Source organism: Streptomyces sp. SolWspMP-5a-2 (genome assembly GCF_900091845.1).
Classification (GTDB): Bacteria; Actinomycetota; Actinomycetes; order Streptomycetales; family Streptomycetaceae; genus Streptomyces; species Streptomyces doudnae.
Genome location: NZ_FMCI01000181.1, coordinates 26,435 through 42,935 on the forward strand (window position 1 = coordinate 26,435; position 16,501 = coordinate 42,935).

Annotated in this window: 16 protein-coding genes; 7 read left to right on the top strand and 9 right to left on the bottom strand. The window is 73.4% G+C overall.

Annotation, left to right across the window (positions count from 1 at the left end):
- Window positions 1–1,407, bottom strand: coding sequence for a lipase maturation factor family protein (locus GA0115242_RS18720; protein ID WP_093829925.1), 1,407 nt, complete (start codon window positions 1,405–1,407; stop codon window positions 1–3).
- Between the two features lie 119 nt (window positions 1,408–1,526).
- Between GA0115242_RS18720 and GA0115242_RS18725 the strand changes: the two genes are divergently transcribed.
- From GA0115242_RS18725 to GA0115242_RS18735, 3 genes are read left to right on the top strand one after another with little or no spacing between them, the layout of a single operon-like run.
- Entirely contained in the window at window positions 1,527–1,715 is a 189-nt protein-coding gene (locus tag GA0115242_RS18725) for a hypothetical protein (protein WP_093829927.1), read from the top strand.
- A gap of 56 nt (window positions 1,716–1,771) precedes the next feature.
- Window positions 1,772–3,862, top strand: a complete 2,091-nt coding sequence (locus GA0115242_RS18730; RefSeq protein ID WP_093829929.1) for a SpoIIE family protein phosphatase — start codon at window positions 1,772–1,774, stop codon at window positions 3,860–3,862.
- Window positions 3,863–3,902: 40 nt separating this feature from the next.
- Window positions 3,903–4,766: an Fpg/Nei family DNA glycosylase gene (locus GA0115242_RS18735; protein ID WP_093829931.1), complete on the top strand. Its 864-nt coding sequence runs from the start codon at window positions 3,903–3,905 to the stop codon at window positions 4,764–4,766.
- A 21-nt stretch (window positions 4,767–4,787) separates the two neighbouring features.
- Here the strand turns inward: GA0115242_RS18735 and GA0115242_RS18740 are convergent, their stop codons facing one another.
- From GA0115242_RS18740 to GA0115242_RS18750, 3 genes are all read right to left on the bottom strand, one after another.
- Window positions 4,788–5,441: a zf-HC2 domain-containing protein gene (locus GA0115242_RS18740; RefSeq protein ID WP_093829933.1), complete on the bottom strand. Its 654-nt coding sequence runs from the start codon at window positions 5,439–5,441 to the stop codon at window positions 4,788–4,790.
- Window positions 5,442–5,592: 151 nt separating this feature from the next.
- Window positions 5,593–6,105 (bottom strand): hypothetical protein, encoded by a 513-nt coding sequence (locus GA0115242_RS18745; RefSeq protein WP_093829935.1) that lies wholly within the window; start codon window positions 6,103–6,105, stop codon window positions 5,593–5,595.
- Window positions 6,106–6,242: 137 nt separating this feature from the next.
- Window positions 6,243–6,788 (bottom strand): sigma-70 family RNA polymerase sigma factor, encoded by a 546-nt coding sequence (locus tag GA0115242_RS18750; RefSeq protein ID WP_093829937.1) that lies wholly within the window; start codon window positions 6,786–6,788, stop codon window positions 6,243–6,245.
- A 237-nt stretch (window positions 6,789–7,025) separates the two neighbouring features.
- Here GA0115242_RS18750 and GA0115242_RS18755 point away from each other — a divergent pair, with 237 nt between their 5' ends.
- Window positions 7,026–8,177, top strand: a complete 1,152-nt coding sequence (locus tag GA0115242_RS18755; RefSeq protein WP_093829939.1) for a CapA family protein — start codon at window positions 7,026–7,028, stop codon at window positions 8,175–8,177.
- Window positions 8,178–8,259: 82 nt separating this feature from the next.
- On the opposite strand, the gene GA0115242_RS18760 is transcribed toward GA0115242_RS18755, so the two are convergent.
- The gene (locus GA0115242_RS18760) at window positions 8,260–8,721 is read right to left on the bottom strand and encodes a universal stress protein (protein WP_093829941.1); all 462 of its coding nucleotides are present in this window, start codon (window positions 8,719–8,721) and stop codon (window positions 8,260–8,262) included.
- A gap of 100 nt (window positions 8,722–8,821) precedes the next feature.
- Between GA0115242_RS18760 and lysX the strand changes: the two genes are divergently transcribed.
- Window positions 8,822–12,097, top strand: a complete 3,276-nt coding sequence (gene lysX / locus GA0115242_RS18765; RefSeq protein WP_093829943.1) for a bifunctional lysylphosphatidylglycerol synthetase/lysine--tRNA ligase LysX — start codon at window positions 8,822–8,824, stop codon at window positions 12,095–12,097.
- An 89-nt stretch (window positions 12,098–12,186) separates the two neighbouring features.
- Complete coding sequence (locus tag GA0115242_RS18770; protein ID WP_093829945.1) at window positions 12,187–13,023, top strand: polysaccharide deacetylase family protein; 837 nt, start codon at window positions 12,187–12,189, stop codon at window positions 13,021–13,023.
- 30 nt (window positions 13,024–13,053) lie between these two features.
- Here the strand turns inward: GA0115242_RS18770 and GA0115242_RS18775 are convergent, their stop codons facing one another.
- On the bottom strand, window positions 13,054–13,713 hold the full coding sequence (locus tag GA0115242_RS18775) for a class F sortase (RefSeq protein ID WP_093829947.1): 660 nt from the start codon (window positions 13,711–13,713) through the stop codon (window positions 13,054–13,056).
- 331 nt (window positions 13,714–14,044) lie between these two features.
- Here GA0115242_RS18775 and GA0115242_RS18780 point away from each other — a divergent pair, with 331 nt between their 5' ends.
- A complete protein-coding gene (locus GA0115242_RS18780) occupies window positions 14,045–14,530 on the top strand; it encodes a hypothetical protein (protein ID WP_093829949.1) in 486 nt (161 codons plus the stop codon).
- Between the two features lie 142 nt (window positions 14,531–14,672).
- On the opposite strand, the gene GA0115242_RS18785 is transcribed toward GA0115242_RS18780, so the two are convergent.
- From GA0115242_RS18785 to GA0115242_RS41690, 3 genes are all read right to left on the bottom strand, one after another.
- Window positions 14,673–15,257 carry a hypothetical protein gene (locus GA0115242_RS18785; protein ID WP_093829951.1) on the bottom strand — a complete coding sequence of 195 codons (585 nt, stop codon included), beginning with the start codon at window positions 15,255–15,257 and terminating at the stop codon, window positions 14,673–14,675.
- A 221-nt stretch (window positions 15,258–15,478) separates the two neighbouring features.
- The gene (locus GA0115242_RS18790) at window positions 15,479–16,243 is read right to left on the bottom strand and encodes a bestrophin-like domain (protein ID WP_093829953.1); all 765 of its coding nucleotides are present in this window, start codon (window positions 16,241–16,243) and stop codon (window positions 15,479–15,481) included.
- 15 nt (window positions 16,244–16,258) lie between these two features.
- Window positions 16,259–16,390, bottom strand: a complete 132-nt coding sequence (locus tag GA0115242_RS41690) for a hypothetical protein (RefSeq protein WP_256089470.1) — start codon at window positions 16,388–16,390, stop codon at window positions 16,259–16,261.
- Window positions 16,391–16,501: the final 111 nt, after the last annotated feature.

Genomic DNA, 16,501 nt, shown 5'->3' on the forward strand with positions numbered 1-16,501 from the left:
CTACTCCGTGAGCCGGGTCGGCGGCAGGTACTCCCGCACGAAGGTCCGCTCCCACCACGCCCCCGTCTCCCGCAGCTCGCGCCAGGTCGTGAACCGGTAGCGGAAGAGGCGGGCGCGCACGTAGCGGGGTGGCGCGTCCGGCGGGAACGGCGAGTGGCGCAGCAGCCGCAGCGTGGCCCGGTCGTTCTCCAGGAGCCGTTCCACGAACGTCCCGAACCACGGCTCGGCGTAGGCGGGGGAGAGGGCGGCGAACCACATCAGCCAGTCGAGCCGCAGATGGTACGGCGCGAACTGGCGTGGCGCCCGGCGCGGATCACCCGGCTTGCCCCGGAAGCCGTACTCCCGCCAGTCGCCGTCCGCGCGCGGCACCGGGTCGGCGGTGCCCTCGACGACGATCTCGTACCGCACCCGGCTCACCGTGCCGAACGCGCCGTAGCTGTTGACCAGATGGAGCGGGTCGAAGGAGCGGTTCATGACCTGGCGCCGGGAGAGGAGGTTGCGCACCGGCCGGTACCCGAGGCCGAGCAGCAGCGCCGCCACGGCGAGGACCACGACCTCGTACCAGAGCGGCGCGGCGGGGGCCTGCCGCTCGCCGGACGGGAAGCGCACCGCCGACAGCGCCAGCGTGACGGTGAGCCAGTTCAGCCAGGAGAAGTTGCCCGACAGGATCAGCCAGAGCTGGGTGGCGATCATCAGGCACGCGGCCACCGAGGCGACCGGCTGCGGGGTGAACAGCAGGAACGGCACGACGAGTTGGGTGACGTGGTTGGCCGCGGCCTCGGCCCGGTGCAGCGGCCGGGGCAGCCGGTGGAAGAACCAGCTCAGCGGTCCCGGCATCGGCTGCGTCTCGTGGTGGTGGTAGAGGCAGGTGAGCCTGCGCCAGCAGACGTCGCCGCGCAGCTTGATCAGACCCGCCCCGAACTCCACCCGGAACAGCACCCAGCGCAGCAGGAACAGCACCACGACCGGCGGCCCGACCTCGTCGTTGCCGAGCAGGACGGCGAGGAACCCGACCTCCAGGAGCAGCGACTCCCAGCCGAACGCGTACCAGGTCTGACCGACGTTGACGATCGACAGGTACAGCGCCCACGGCAGCAGCCACAGCAGCATCCCCGCCCACAGCGGCACCAGGGAGTCCGCACCGGCGAGCAGCGCGACCGAGACGGCGCAGCCCGCCCAGGCGCAGAGCGCGAAGAACCGGTCGGAGTAGTGCAGCCGGAAGACGCCGGGAGCGTGCCGGAACGCCACCCGCGCCGTCAGACGCGGCACCGGCATCAGTCCCCGGCTGCCGATCAGCGCCCGGAACTGGAGGGCCGCCGTCAGGAACGCCACGAGGTACACGCCCGCCAGCGTCCGCTGCAGGACCAGCCTGCTCAGCCCGTACCCGGGCGCGGTGAACCACTCCACCCGAAACGCGCCTCCCTCCGTGACCGTGACCCTCCGTGTCCCCCCGCTCCGCTTGCGCAACCCCCGCACCGCACGCAGACAATAGTGACGAACCCACTCGGAAGTCGCAGGAGGAAAAGGTGCGCAGAGCCACCGGAACCCTGGCAACCGTCTGCGCGCTCTCGGCGGCGCTCCTCGTCGCGGGCTGCGGGGGTGACGGCGAACGGGCCGGCGCCCCGGAGACGGGTGCGGAGGTCCCCGTCCGCCCGGCCGGCGCCCCCGACACCAGCAGCATCTTCGACAGCCCCACCGACATCCTCAGCGGCTGACGCACGGATCGGCCGGACAAGTCGAAGAATCGGACAAACCCTGGCATGGTGGGCCCATGGTTGATCGGGGAGCGAGCGGCCTGTCCCTCCCGGACGACTGGCCCGCCCACCCGGACCCGATCCTGGCGCTGAACCGGATGGGCAGCTTCGACTGGGACCTGGCAGCCGGTCTCTTCCACATGGACGCCCAGGCCCTGGAGGTCTTCGACCTGCGCCCCGACGAGTACGACGGCCGCGCGGAGAGCCTCGCCGTCCGGGTGCCGCCCACCGAGGGGCACCGCCTGGACGCCCTCGTCGCCCAGGCCATCAAGGACGGCAGCGAGAACTACGGCGTCTACTTCCGCATCCGCTGCCGCGACGGCACCCCGCGCTGGACCCACACCCAGGGCTACATCCGGCGCGACGACACCGGTAAGCCCCACCGGATCATCGGGATCCTGCGGGACGCCACCCAGGAACTCGCCGACAGCGCGGCCCGCCGCGCCCAGGACGCCCAGGACGCGGCCCGCCGCGAGCAGACCAACGTCGTCCAGCTCACCACCGCCGCCCTCGCCCACGCCAGGACCGTCCAGGACGTCATCGACGTCCTCAAGGACACCCACGGCCTCACCCACCTGGGCGCCACCAGCCTCGTCGTGGGGCTGGTCGAGGGCGGCCGGATCCGCCTGGTCGCCGAGGGCCCGGAGGGCAGCTTCGTGCCCGGCACCCTGATCACCGGCATCGACGAGCCCTACCCGATGAGCGAGGTGGTGCGCACCCTCGCCCCGCGCTTCATCGAGTCGCCCGCCGCGTTCGCCGAGGGCTACCCGGTCCTCTGGCCGCACCTCACCGACCTGCACATCACCTCGGCCGCCTACCTCCCGCTCATCGTCCAGGGCCGCCCGATCGGCGCCATGGGCCTGCTCTACAGCGACCGCGACGGCTTCGCCCCCGAGGAGCGCAACGTGCTGGTCGCCCTCGGCAGCAGCATCGCGCAGAGCATGCAGCGGGCCATGTTCTACGAGCAGGAGAAGGACCTCGCCAGCAGCCTCCAGCAGGCCATGCTGCCGCGCGCCATCCCCGGCGTGCGCGGCGCCGACATCGCCGTCCGCTACCGGGCGGGCACCGCCGCAGGCTCCCTCGGCCGGGACATCGGCGGCGACTGGTACGACCTGATCCCGCTGCCCGGCGGCCGGGTCGGCGCCGTCATCGGCGACGTCCAGGGGCACGACGCGCACGCGGCGGCCGTCATGGGGCAGCTGCGGATCGTGCTGCGCGCCTACGCGGCCGAGGGTCACACCCCGGCCGCCGTGATGGCCCGCGCCTCCGTCTTCCTCCACGAACTCGACACCGACCGCTTCGCGACCTGCCTGTACGCGGAGGCCGACCTGAGCACCGGTGTGGTCCAGGTGGTGCGCGCCGGGCACATCGACCCGCTGCTGCGGGACACCGACGGCGGCTGCGCCCGGGTCACCGTCGAGGGCGGGCTCCCGCTCGGCCTGTCCGCAGAGTTCGGCCGCCTCGACTACCCCGTCGGCATCGTCGAGCTGGACCCCGGGACCGTCCTGCTGCTCTGCACCGACGGCCTGGTCGAACAGCCGGGCACCGACCTCGACGACGGCATGCGGACCCTCGCCGCCCTCGTCGCCGACGGGCCGCAGGACGTCCGCGACCTCGCCGACCGCCTCATCGAGCTGGCCGAGGAACGCGGCGGGGACGACGACGTCGCCGTCCTGCTGCTGCGCCGCCGCGGCCTGGACACCCCGCGCTCCGGCGGCCGCCTCCAGCAGCACGTGGCCCCCGGCGACCCCGAGGCGCTCAGGGCGGCCCGGCACCTGATCAGGACCGCCGTGCGGACCTGGGACGCGGGCGAGCGCGCCGACGAGATCGAACTCGTCGCCGACGAGCTGGTGACCAACGCCCTCATCCACACGGAGGGCGCAGCCGTCGTCACGCTCAGGATCCTCACCGGCGGTGGCGGGCGCCGACTGCGCGTCGAGGTCGAGGACGCCTCCAGCGCGCTGCCCCGCCGCCGCGACCCCGGTGACGCGGGGGTCTCCGGGCGCGGGCTGCTGCTGGTGGACCGGCTCACCGACGGCTGGGGCGTGGAGGCGCGGGGCGGCGGCAAGTGCGTGTGGTGCGAGTTCGACGTGACGGGCGGCGACTGACTCCGGTGGCACCGCGCGCCCCGGGTGGCACCCTGGACCTATGCCGGAACTCCCCGAGGTCGAAGCGCTCAAGGACTTCCTCACCGAGCACCTGGTCGGACACGAGATCGTCCGGGTGCTGCCCGTCGCGATCAACGTCCTGAAGACGTACGCCCCGCCGCTCACCGCCCTGGAGGGCCGCGAGGTGACCGCCGTGCACCGGTACGGCAAGTTCCTCGGCCTGGAGACGGCGGGCGGCCCGTACCTCGTCACCCATCTGGCCCGCGCGGGCTGGCTGCACTGGCGCGACCGGCTCCCGGACGGCCCGCCGCGCCCCGGCAAGGGCCCGCTCGCGCTGCGGGTCGCCCTGGAGACCGGCGAGGGCTTCGACCTCACCGAGGCGGGCACCCAGAAACGCCTCGCGGTGTACGTCGTCGAGGACCCCGCGCAGGTGCCGGGCGTCGCCCGGCTCGGCCCCGACCCGCTCGCCGACGACTTCGACGAGGAGCGCCTCGCCGCGCTGCTCGCCCCCGAGCGCCGTCAGCTGAAGGGCGCGCTGCGCGACCAGAGCCTGATCGCCGGGGTCGGCAACGCCTACAGCGACGAGATCCTGCACGCGGCGAAGATGTCCCCGTTCAAGCTGGCGGCCACCCTCACCCCGCAGGAGACGCACCGCCTCCACCAGGCGCTGCGCACCACCCTCACCGAGGCGGTGGAGCGCTCCAGGGGGGTGGCGGCGGGGCGGCTGAAGGCCGAGAAGAAGAGCGGTCTGCGGGTCCACGGCCGCGCCGGTGAGCCGTGCCCGGTCTGCGGCGACACCGTCCGCGAGGTCTCCTTCAGCGACTCCTCGCTCCAGTACTGCCCGACCTGCCAGACCGGCGGCAAGCCGCTGGCGGACCGGCGGCTGTCCCGGCTGCTCAAGTAGCGCGGGCCGAGTCCGGTCCGGTCACCGGGCGTTCAGGACCACCAGGCGTTCACCGGCCGCGGTGCGCACCTCGTAGCGGGCGATCTCCCCGGGGTGCAGGTCGGCGCTGCCCGACATGGTGGTGGCGGTCTCCTCCTGCCCGGGGACCGTCCAACTGGTCATGGTGTGCTCGGATCCGTCGTGGCCGACGGCGACCAGGCGGCAGGAGCGGGGGCCGGACGCGTCCTTGACCTCCAGCTTCACCTCGCTGCCGTACACCTCGTCCGCGACCGTCACCCGGGCCCAGACGCCGCTGTGTCCGTCGCTCGCGGTGACCCTGTCGCGGCCGCTCTCGTCGGCGCCCGCCTGCATCGCGACGGCGGGTCCGCCGACGGCGAGGACCACCGAGGCGGCCAGCGCGTACAACAGACGCCTGCGGCCCGCCCGGTGCCGGGACGCCACCTCGGACAGCAGCCGGTCGAGCAGGCCGGGGCCCGGGTTGGTCACGGGGTTCACGAATCGCGGCGTGGCCCGGCGGTACAGCATCAACTGCCGGGTACTGGGCCCGAATTCGGTCACGTGTGCCGCACAGCGCGTGCACTCCATGAGGTGGTCCTCGAAGCGGAAGGCATCCGCCTCGTCCAGCACGCCGAGCGCGTACGCGGCGACGTCGCGATGCCTCTCCAGGGACCTCATGCCGAATCCTCGTGCCTTTGGGTGCGGGTGGGGTTACTCGTTGCTCCCACCCGTACGCAGCAGGCCGCCGAATCACTCAAGGCGTGTACCGAATCGCAACCTAGGGGTTCGGAGCGGCCCGCGCCCCGGATTGGTCGCCGCCGGGATCCGGCTAGAAAAGGTGGATGGCCAGGTGCCCGAGCGGCAGGCCGAGCTGCCACGCCTTCGTCCAGACCTTGGGTCCCTCCTCCTCGCCGCCCGGGGCGCCGCCCGGGACCGCGTTGAGGTCGGGGGCCAGCAGTTCGGTCTCCTCCAGCCAGCGCCAGGCGTTCCCGGCCAGCTCCAGATCGGGCGCCTGGGCGCCGGTGGCGAGCGCGTCGGCGGCCCGGACCGCCAGCGCCTCGCGCACCCAGTCCTGCCACGGCTGGTCGTACGCCGTCAGCGACAGCCACGTCTCCAGCTGGGTGACGACCCGGATGCCGGAGAGTTCGCCCTCGGTGTCGGAGAGGAAGACGGTCAGGGCCAGGGCGTCCCGGCCGGCCCGGAACTCGAAGGACGTCGGCGGCATCAGATCGCCCGTCCGCAGCAGCTCGTCGGCGATGTACTCGGCGTACAACCAGGCCATGGGAACGGTCAGTTCGCCGCCGCCGGTGCCGTCCGTGCTCTCGTGACCTCTGTGCAGCATCGCTGCCTGCCTTCCTCCGGTACGTGCGCGTCGCCCGAACCCGGGCCCCCGGTCCGGAACACGGATAGAGGACAGCCGATTACCCAACAGGGGTCCGCAGCAAGGCGCTTTACCGAGGTTTGACCGAGGCTTCGGTTTCAGCGCAGGTCGGCCGCGTAACCCGGGAGCACTCGGCGCAGGGCGCGCAGCGCGTAGTACGCGCGCGACTTCACGGTACCGGCCGGGATGCCCAGGGTCTCGGCGGCCTCCGCCACACTCGCCCCCTGGAAGTACACCAGCACCAGGACTTCGCGGTGTTCGGGCGTGAGAGTCTTCACAGCCTCGCGCACGTCGAGCGCGGCGGTGGCCCGTTCGGCGTGGTCGGCGATGACCCGCGCGTTCTCCAGGACGGCGTCGCCGACCTCGGGCGGCCGGGCCTGCCGTGCCCGCCGGGCGTCGATGGCCAGCCGTCTGCCGACCGTCATCAGCCAGGGCCGCACGGAGTCGAAGGCGTCCGCGCGCAGCGCCTCGGGGTGCTGCCAGGCCCGCACCAGGGTCTCCTGGACGAGGTCCTCGGCCCGCTGCCGGTCGCCGTCGCAGAGCCGGAGCAGCAGGGCGAAGAGGGGCCGACCGTGCTCGCGCTGGAGCGCGACGAGCTCGTGGTCGGCGGTCGTCCTGTTCGTGAGCGTGGTTCCGGCCGTCATGGCCGTTATGGCATCGCAGCGTGGTGATTTGTGACAGGGCGCACACGTGGGTGTGCGGCGGACGGTCGATCGCGTCGACGAACGGTGCGGCGAACGGTCCCGAACGCGCCTGCGCCCCGGTGCGGTGACGCTCTGTCAGGCGTGGCGGACGGGCTAATCGGCGGGTCCGGGTCGTTTGGGGGAGCCGTCAAATCCGTACCTATTTGTATGTATATAGGACCACTCTGGGGTGAGCTGATGATTGCACGCAGACGACAGGCGGCCCTGGCCCTCACGGCGGTCCTCGCCGGGGGCGCCGCCTGCCACGCCCAGCACCACGAATCGTCCCTCCACGCAGGACAACCGGGCGCCGCGGCCCGCGGCGGCTTCACGCTCCTCGCCACCGGTGACGTCCTGCCGCACGCCTCGGTCATCGACCGCGCGAACTTCGACGCGGGCGGCGAGGGCTACGACTTCCGGCCCATGCTCGCCGACGTCGAACCCCTCGTCTCCCGCGCCGATGTGGCGCTCTGTCACATGGAGACGGTCTACGGCGCCAACGGCGACTACACCGGGTACCCCACCTTCAAATCCCCGCCCGAGGTGGCCCGCGGGCTCGCCGCCACCGGCTACGACGGCTGCTCCACCGCCTCCAACCACACCCTCGACGACGGCGCCGACGGAATCCGCCGCACCCTCGACGCCCTCGACCGCGCGGGTGTCCGGCACGCCGGGTCGGCCCGCTCCGAGGGCGAGGCGCGCACCGTCACCGTGCTGCGCGCGGGGCCCGCGAAGGTCGCCCACCTCGCCTACACCTTCGACACCAACGGCCTGCCCTTCCCCCAGGGACAGCCCTGGGCGGTCAACCTCATCGACCCGGACCGGATCGTCAGGGACGCGCGGGCCGCCCGCGCCGCCGGGGCCGACGTGGTCGCCGTCTCCGTCCACTGGGGCACCGAGTGGCAGGACGAACCCGACCGCACCCAGCTCGACCTGGCCCGCCGCCTCACCGCGGCCAACACCGCCGGCCGCCCCGACATCGACGTCGTCCTCGGCACCCACGCCCACGTCCCGCAGGCGTACGAGAAGGTCAACGGGACCTGGGTGGTCTACGGCATGGGCGACCAGATCGCGGGCGAGATGTACAACGACGAGGGCGCCCCCGAACCGCGCGGCAACCAGTCCACCATGGCCCGCTTCACCTTCGAACCGCCCGACCGCCCCGGCACCCGCTGGCGCGTCACCAGGGCCGAGTACGTCCCCCAGCTCTACGACATCGACGCGGGCCGGGTCCTCGACCTCGACAAGGCCGTCAGGGAGGGCGCCGACCTGGCCTCCGTCCGCGACCGCATCAGGGACGTGGTGCTCAGCAGGGGCGCGGCGAAGGACGGACTGGTCATGGGAGGGTAGCGGCCGTCCCCGGCACCCGGTGCGGTGACCGGCGCCCCGCTCCGGCCGTTCCCGGCACCCGGCGCGCCGTCCGGCTACGGGACTACGGGACCACCGTCACCGGCCAGCGGCCCGCCTTCACCAGACGCACCGCGACCGAGCCGACGATCCGGTGCCCCGCCTGCTCCGAGGCGCCCACCACCACCGCGTCCGCCGTCAGCTCGTCGGCCGCCTTCACCAGACCGCCGTACGGGTCGCCGCGGAAGGTGTGGAACTCCCACCGCACGTCGAATATCCCCTTCGCGCGCTCGGTCGCCTCCCGGATCTGCGCCACCAGCTCCTCGGCGATCTCGTCCGTCGTCCCGGTCACCGGCACCCCGAGCGCCGCGCCCGCCGCCAGCACCGGCTGCACGTACACCACCGCGAGCAGCGCGTGCTGGCGCCGGGCCAGACCACCGGCGTACGCCGCCGCCCGCAGGGAGGACGCCGAGCCGTCCACGCCGACGACGATGACCTTCGGGCCGTCCGTGCCCCGCTCGAACCGGTGCGCGTGCTGTTCCGTCACGGCGGTGAGGTTATCGGAAGCCGCAGGTCCCGCCGCCCGCCGGGGCCGCCGGCCGTCTCCCGACGGGCGGGGCGGCCCGGAGCTTCCTAGAGTCGGACGCATGAGTGCCACCGCCGGGACCACGCGGGCGAAGGACACCACGGCCCCGGACCGGCCGCCCGGTACCGGACCGCTGAGCCGGGTGCCCGAGGGCGTCGCGGTCTTCTTCGGCCTCCTCGGACTGCTCTGCCTGCTGCTCGCGCTCGTCCCGCCGCTGCGCGCCCTGCTGCGCCCGCTGGTCCGCTACCTCGACCTGCTGATCGTCCCGGTCAGCGCCAACCTCGCCTACGCCGTCTTCCTCTTCCTGCTCGCCGCCGCCACCGCCGCCCGCAAGAAGGTCGCCTGGTGGCTGGTCGTCGTCTACCTGGGCCTGCTGGCGCTCGTCGACGTCCTCGGCGTCGTCGCCGGCCTCTACCTGGAGTCCGTCGCCTCCCTGGTGATCTGCGGCTGCGCCCTGGCCCTGCTGATCGTCGCCCGGCGCGAGTTCTACGCCGCCTCCCGCCGGGCCGCCGTCCGCCGCGCCCTCGCCGTCCTCGCCGCCGGTCTCGTCCTCGGCGTCCTGCTCGGCTGGGGCCTGGTCGCCCTCTTCCCGGGCACCCTCCCGGACACCCAGTGGCTCGGCTGGGCCACCGACCGGGTCCTGGGCGGCCTGGTCTCCGAGCGCGCCTTCGACGGCCGCCCGCCGCACGCCCTCTTCTTCCTCCTCGGACTCTTCGGCGCCCTCGCCCTGCTGAACGCCGCCGCCGCCCTCTTCCGCTCCCAGCGCATGGAGGGCGCCCTGCACGACGACGAGGAGGCCCGCATCCGCGCCCTCCTGGGGGCCTACGGCGCCCAGGACTCCCTCGGCTACTTCGCCACCCGCCGCGACAAGGCCGTCGTCTTCTCGCCCAGCGGCAAGGCCGCCGTCACCTACCGCGTCGAGGCCGGGGTCTGCCTCGCCAGCGGCGACCCCGTCGGCGACCGCGAGGCATGGCCGCACGCCATCGCCGCCTGGCTTGACGTGGCCCGCAGACACGCCTGGGCGCCCGCCGTCATGGGCGCCTCCGAGGACGGCGCCAGGGCCTTCGCACGGGCCGGACTCGGCGCCCTCCAGCTCGGCGACGAGGCGATCCTGCACATCCCCGGCTTCGACCTCGACGGCCGGGACATGCGCGTCACCCGGCAGGCCGTGCACCGGGTCCGCCGCACCGGCGCCACCACCCGGGTGCGCCGCCACGCCACCCTCACCGAGCAGGAGATGGAGGAGATCGTCGACAAGGCCGACGCCTGGCGCGACACCGAGACCGAACGCGGCTTCTCCATGGCCCTCGACCGGCTCGGCGACCCCACCGACGGCGACTGCCTCCTCGTCGAGGCGCTCGCCGACGACGGCCGCCTCCTCGCCCTGCTCTCCTTCGTGCCCTGGGGCCGCGACGGCGTCTCCCTCGACCTGATGCGCCGGGACCGCGGTGCGCCCAACGGCGTCATGGAGTTCATGGTCGCCGAGCTGTGCGACGCCGCCCCCAAGCTCGGCGTCCACCGCGTCTCGCTGAACTTCGCCGTCTTCCGCTCCGTCTTCGAGGAGGGCGCCCGCATCGGCGCGGGACCGGTGCTGCGCCTGTGGCGGCGGCTGCTCGTCTTCTTCTCCCGCTGGTGGCAGCTGGAGGCCCTCTACCGCTCCAACGCCAAGTACCACCCCGAGTGGTACCCCCGCTTCATCTGCTACGCCGACACCGGCTCCCTGGCCCGCATCGGCCTCGCCTCCGGGATCGCCGAGGGGTTCGTCTCCGTGCCGTCCCTGCGCACCCTCTGGGGCCGCGGCCACTCCCCGGCGACCACCCGCCCCGCCACCACCGAGGGCCTGCCCCCGCTCTCCGCCCTCGGCCTGGACACCGGCGGCACCGGCACCGGCGCCCGCCGCCCCGCCCTCAGCGACCAGGTCCAGGTCAGGTACCGCACCCTGGAGCGGCTGCGCGCCGAGGGCGTCGACCCCTACCCGGTCGGCGTGCCCGCCCGCACCCACACCCTCGCCGAGGTGACCGAGGGCGCCGACGTCACCGTCGCCGGGCGGGTCATGCGGGTGCGCGACTTCGGCGGCATCGTCTTCGCCGTGCTGCGCGACTGGTCGGGCGACCGCCAGCTCGCCCTCACCCGGGACCTGACCGGCGCCGCCCTCGACCGGTTCACCGCCGACGCCGACATCGGCGACCTCATCACCGCCACCGGCCGGGCGGGCCGCAGCGACCGGGGCGAACCCACCGTCTTCGTCACCTCCTGGCAGCTCCTCGGCAAGTGCCTGCGCCCGCTGCCCGACAAGCGCCGCGGCCTCACCGACCCCGAGGCCAGGGTCCGCCGCCGACACCTCGACCTGATCTCCTCGCCCGCAGCCCGCGACATCGTCACAGCGCGCTCGCACGCCGTCCAGGCGCTCCGCCGGGGCCTGCTCGACCGCGGCTACCTGGAGGTCGAGACCCCGATCCTGCAGCAGATCCACGGCGGCGCCAACGCCCGCCCCTTCACCACCCACATCAACGCCTACGACCTCGACCTCTATCTGCGCATCGCCCCCGAGCTGTACCTGAAGCGGCTGTGCGTGGGCGGCCTGGAGAAGGTCTTCGAGATGGGCCGCACCTTCCGCAACGAGGGCGTCTCCCACAAGCACAACCCCGAGTTCACCATGCTGGAGGCGTACCAGGCGTACGCCGACTACGACGTCATGCTCGACCTCGCCCGCGACCTGATCCAGTCCGCGGCCGTCGCCGCCCACGGCGCACCCGTCGTCCGCCGGGACGGCGAGACGCACGACATCTCCGGGACCTGGCCGGTGCGGACCGTGTACGGCGCGCTCTCCGAGGCGCTCGGGGAGGAGATCGACGCCGGCACGCCCGTGGAGGCGCTGCGCCGCCTCTGCGACCGCGCCCACGTCCCGTACACCGACGACGACGGCCGCGGCGACGTCGTCCTGGAGATGTACGAACGGCTCGTCGAGGAGCGCACCCTGCTGCCCACCTTCTACAAGGACTTCCCGACCGACGTCTCCCCGCTCACCCGGCAGCACCGCACCGACCCGCGGCTCGCCGAACGCTGGGACCTGGTCGCCTTCGGCACCGAACTCGGCACCGCCTACTCCGAGCTGACCGACCCGGTCGAACAGCGCCGCAGGCTCACCGCCCAGTCGCTCCTGGCCGCGGGCGGCGACCCCGAGGCGATGGAGCTGGACGAGGACTTCCTGGACGCCCTCGCCCACGCCATGCCCCCCACCGGCGGCCTCGGCATCGGCGTCGACCGGCTGGTCATGTTCCTGACCGGCCTGACGATCCGGGAGACCCTGCCGTTCCCCCTGGTGCGCCGCCGCTGACCCCCGCGGCTGCGCCGGGCGGGTGCATTCCTGCCGCCGCACCGGTGTATCCGTGGTGCGGCGCGGCCGGATCGGGCGACCCATGAGTCATGACGAAGGATCAGTTGCTCACGCGGCGCCGGGCATTGCTCGCGGGCGCCGTCGCTCTGGGCGCGGCCGGTACCGCAGGCGCGCTGACGCTCGGCTCGGGGGACGCCCCGGCCCCCGCCCCCGTGCCCGCCGCGGGCGCCCAGGCGGGCCGCCCCCTCAAGCCCTCCGCCTACCGCCTCCAGCCCCTCACCGGATACGGCGCGCCCCGCACCCGCGCCGCCCCGCTCACGGTCCGCCACGAACCGTTCCTGCGGATGTCGGGACGCGGTCGCACCATGGTGCTGACCTTCGACGACGGACCCGACCCGCGCTACACCCCGCACATCCTCGACACCCTCGCCGAGCACAACGTGCGCGCGATGTTCTTCGTGTGCGGCGAGATGGCCGTCCAGCACAAGGAACTGCTGGCCCGGATGTCGGACGAGGGCCACGTCGTCGGCAACCACACCTGGACCCACCCGCTGCTGACCCAGATGAACCGCGGTCAGATCCGCTCCGAGATGGAGCGCACCAGCGACGTCATCGAGGGCGCCTACGGCGAGCGCCCGCAGTGGTTCCGCGCCCCCTACGGCGCCTGGAACCGGGCCGCCTTCCAGCTCGGCGCCGAGATGGGCATGGAGCCGATGGCCTGGACGGTCGACACCCTCGACTGGACCACCCCGGGCACCCGCTCCATCGTCGGCCGGGTCGAGGACGGCGCCGCCCCCGGTGTCGTGGTGCTCTCGCACGACGCCGGGGGCGACCGCTCCCAGAGCGTCCGGGCGATCCGCTCCTACCTGCCGGAACTCCTGGACTCCGGCTACCGCCTGACGGTGCCGCCGCGCCGCTTCGCCTGACGGGCCGCCGCCCGCCCGGCCGGGGATCCGTCAGCGGACCTCGACCAGGCGGGCGAAGGCGACGACGTTCCCGTCGTAGCCGTTCTGCTTGGAGAAACCGCCCCCGCACGTGATGACCCGCAGCTCCGGGGTGCCCTTGGAGCCGTAGACGCGGTCCCCGGGGAAGTTGTTCTTCTCGAAGACCTCGACGCCGTACACCTCGAAGACGGCCGTCTTTCCGTCCTTGCGGGCGATCTCGACCCGGTTGCCCTGCTTCATGGCGCCCAGCCCGTAGAACACGGCGGGACCCTGCCGGTTGTCGACGTGGCCGACGACGACCGCGGTGCCCTTCTCGCCGGGCGTGACGGCGCCGGTGAACCAGCCCGCCAGGTTCGGGTCCTCCGGCGGCGGCGCCCCGACCCAGCCGTCCGCGTCCAGCGCCACCGGCATCACCGGCGCGTCCACCTGGATCGACGGGATGCGCACCCGGTCGGGAGCGGAGTGCGGCAGCGCCGCCGCCTGGGCGGGGGCACCCGGCAGCCGGCTGTCCCGCGCCGCCGCGGAGGCGGGCTGCGGCGGACCGACCTCGAACTCTCCCGAGCCGTTGCGGATGAGCGCGAGACCGGTCAGCAGGACCAGCGCTATCACGCCCCACGGCGCACGCTTCCGCGGCTGCCGCTCCTCCTCTTCGGCCAGCTCGAACGCAGACATCCGATTCCCCTCTCGACCCGGCCGTCGCCGCGTCACTCGCGCATACCCGCACGCTAAGCCGGGGGCGCGCGAGCGGCGACGGGGGAGAGGCGAACGGGTGGCCGCCGGACCGGTGGTGCGCCATCCGGGTCGCGGCCGGAAGTTATTTTCTGACGGACCGTGACCTGCGGTGATATCGCGAACCCCGGTCATCGCCCGACGGGTCGGCTCACCAGGACGGACCATCGCCGAAATGCGGGCGCGTGAAGCGCGTCTGAAGGTCTCCCTGGGAGGCGCTTTCTCGCCGATCGACCGGGGAACGGCCCCCGGGGGCGTCTTCCGCGGAGGAAACATGCGTAGCACTCGTGCCCTGGCGGCGTCCGCCGTCGCGGTCGCCGCCCTCGGGCTCGCCGCCCCCGCGGCCGTCGCGTGGGACAGTCCGAGCAACATCGTGGCACTGCCCAGCGTCATCGCCCGGGGCGGGCAGATGACGGTCACCGTCGACGGCTGCCCGCGCGGCGGCACCATGCGGTCGGAGGCCTTCTCCCGGGCCTCGCTCTCGCCGATCGGCCGCTCCAACGAGACGTCCCAGGGAACGGCCTTCATCCACCACGACGTGCGGCCCGGCACCTACGACATCACCGTCGACTGCTCGGGGCGCACCCTCACCCGTCCGGCCGCCTTCACCGTCATCGGCGGCGTCCGCGGCGGTCTCGGCGGCAGCACCAGCTCCGGCGCCACGCCGACCGACATGGCCATCGGCGGCGGTCTGGTGGCCGCGGCCGTGATCGGCGGCGGACTGTTCTGGATGCGCCGCAGGCACGAGCGCCGCATCTGAGCCCCGCAGCGGGGGTCCCGGCCTCCTCCCCCTTCGGAGGCCGGTCCCTCTCCGCAGGCCGCCACCGGCAGAGCGCACACGACTTCGCCCCGGACACCTTCCCAGGGTCCGGGGCGAAGTCCTGTGCGCGGGCGCGGCGCCGTCAGCCGGCGTCCTCGCCCGAGCGGCGGCGCGAGAAGTGGTACGCCGCGCCGACGGAGCCCGCGACGAGCGCCGCGCCGAGCCCCAGCTCCTTGAGGTCGAACCCGGCCACGCTGCCGCCCTCACCGGCGTGCACACCGCGGTTGTAGTAGGGGTCCCGGTAGTCGTCGCGGCCGTGGTCCCCCCTGTCGTGGTCGCCGCGGTCGTGGTCGCCCCGGTCGTGGTCGCCCCGGCCGCCCGCGATGGTCACCTCCGTGGAACCGTTCATGCCGTCACACATGAACGTCACCTGGTACTCCGCCTCCGCGCGGGCGTCCCAGTCGACCGTCGTCGTCGCCGAGGAACGCCCCGGCTCGATGGTGACGGTGTCGAAGACGCCCGAGGAGACCCGTGCGGGCCCCTTGCAGCCACCGCGGTCCCGGTCGAGGCGGAGGGTGAGCTGACCGCCCGCCGCGATCGTCCTGGGCTGCACCGAGAAGCCGAACGGGGTGACGTGGTCGCCGCCGTTGGCGACGGCTGCGGGCGCGGAGAACGTGAGGGCGCCGGCGCCCAGCAGTACGGCCGAAGCGACGCGTATCGCGCGCATGGTGGTTCCTCCGGGTCCCCGAGGAGCAGCCGCGGACCTTTTCCGCTCATGTCGTCAATGCACCTCGATGACCGAAACGCTAGGAACACCTGTGCGTGCGCGCGATCCCGGTCGCGCGAATGGGGCAAGGGTGTGGGCCGCTCAGGGGACAGCCGTGCGGCGGCCGGGGGACCCCGGCGGCGTGGCGGTCGTCCCCCGCGGCCCACCCGGGTGAGCGGCCGTCAGCCCATGATCTGCGGGAACAACTGGACGAACGGTTTCGCCGAGGCGGTGATGCCCCGGCTGTAGGGCGAGTCGAAGTCCCAGATCAGGAAGAGCAGGAACGCGATCAGCGCGGAGAACAGCCCCGCCAGGACCATCTCGCGCCCGGTGCGCCTGATCTGGAGCGCGAAGACCATGCCGATGGTGATGACGGCCCCGGTGAGCAGGCCGAACCACACCACCCCCGGCATCGTCGCGCCCATCGCGTCGCCCCGGTCGGCGCGGGCCTCGGCCGCCGCGGCGATCTGGTCGAGGAGCGGCTGGTAGGCCTGCGCCTCGAAGTCCGTCTTCGGCTGGTAGTCGGTGACGTCGTCCCGCATCCGCTGGAACAGCTCGTCCCCGCGCTTCGTCAGGCGGTCGTGATCGGCCATGGTCTTCCACTCGGTGTGGACGACCTGTCCGACATAGGCGTTGACGTCGTCGCGAATGCGATCGCGGGCGTCGGCCGGGTAGACCCGGACCCGCTCCGAGATCTCGTGCAGCGCCACCGCCTCGGTCTGCACGTGGTCGGTGGCGGCGCCGCGCGCCTCCCACACCCCGGCCATGGCGAGGCCGAGGACGATGGCGTACACGACGCCGATCCACATCGTCATGTACTCGATGACGTCGGGGGTCTCACTCGTGTCCTCGTCGTCCGCGGCGTTGCGGTTGCGCAGGAAGGTGATCGCGATCACCACGACGCAGGCGGCCAGCATCGCGAGGGTGAGAACAAGCCAATCCGGCACGAGGTGCCTCCAGATTCAGCGGGGCCGCAGCGCGGCGACGGCGATCACGGCGGGCGCCGTGATGAGCAGGACGTAGGTGACCGGTGACGTCGTCCCGCCGACCGGCCGCTGGGGGGCGGGCTGCGCCCGGTAGTGCGGATAGGTCACCGGGGTGACCGACGGGCTCGGTGTGGGCGACGGCGACGGCGACGGTGACGGTGACGGCGGGGGAGTGGGCGACGGGGTCGGGGTCGGCGTGGGCGCGCGGGCGGGCACCGG

Excerpts from the sequence above, each read along its gene's own strand:
- GA0115242_RS18730 (WP_093829929.1), top strand. The coding sequence starts at position 1,772 with ATGGTTGATCGGGGAGCGAGCGGCCTGTCCCTCCCGGACGACTGGCCC.
- GA0115242_RS18735 (WP_093829931.1), top strand. The coding sequence starts at position 3,903 with ATGCCGGAACTCCCCGAGGTCGAAGCGCTCAAGGACTTCCTCACCGAG.
- GA0115242_RS18740 (WP_093829933.1), bottom strand. The coding sequence starts at position 5,441 with ATGAGGTCCCTGGAGAGGCATCGCGACGTCGCCGCGTACGCGCTCGGC.
- GA0115242_RS18745 (WP_093829935.1), bottom strand. The coding sequence starts at position 6,105 with ATGCTGCACAGAGGTCACGAGAGCACGGACGGCACCGGCGGCGGCGAA.
- GA0115242_RS18750 (WP_093829937.1), bottom strand. The coding sequence starts at position 6,788 with ATGACGGCCGGAACCACGCTCACGAACAGGACGACCGCCGACCACGAG.
- GA0115242_RS18755 (WP_093829939.1), top strand. The coding sequence starts at position 7,026 with ATGATTGCACGCAGACGACAGGCGGCCCTGGCCCTCACGGCGGTCCTC.
- lysX (WP_093829943.1), top strand. The coding sequence starts at position 8,822 with ATGAGTGCCACCGCCGGGACCACGCGGGCGAAGGACACCACGGCCCCG.
- GA0115242_RS18770 (WP_093829945.1), top strand. The coding sequence starts at position 12,187 with ATGACGAAGGATCAGTTGCTCACGCGGCGCCGGGCATTGCTCGCGGGC.
- GA0115242_RS18775 (WP_093829947.1), bottom strand. The coding sequence starts at position 13,713 with ATGTCTGCGTTCGAGCTGGCCGAAGAGGAGGAGCGGCAGCCGCGGAAG.
- GA0115242_RS18780 (WP_093829949.1), top strand. The coding sequence starts at position 14,045 with ATGCGTAGCACTCGTGCCCTGGCGGCGTCCGCCGTCGCGGTCGCCGCC.
- GA0115242_RS18785 (WP_093829951.1), bottom strand. The coding sequence starts at position 15,257 with ATGCGCGCGATACGCGTCGCTTCGGCCGTACTGCTGGGCGCCGGCGCC.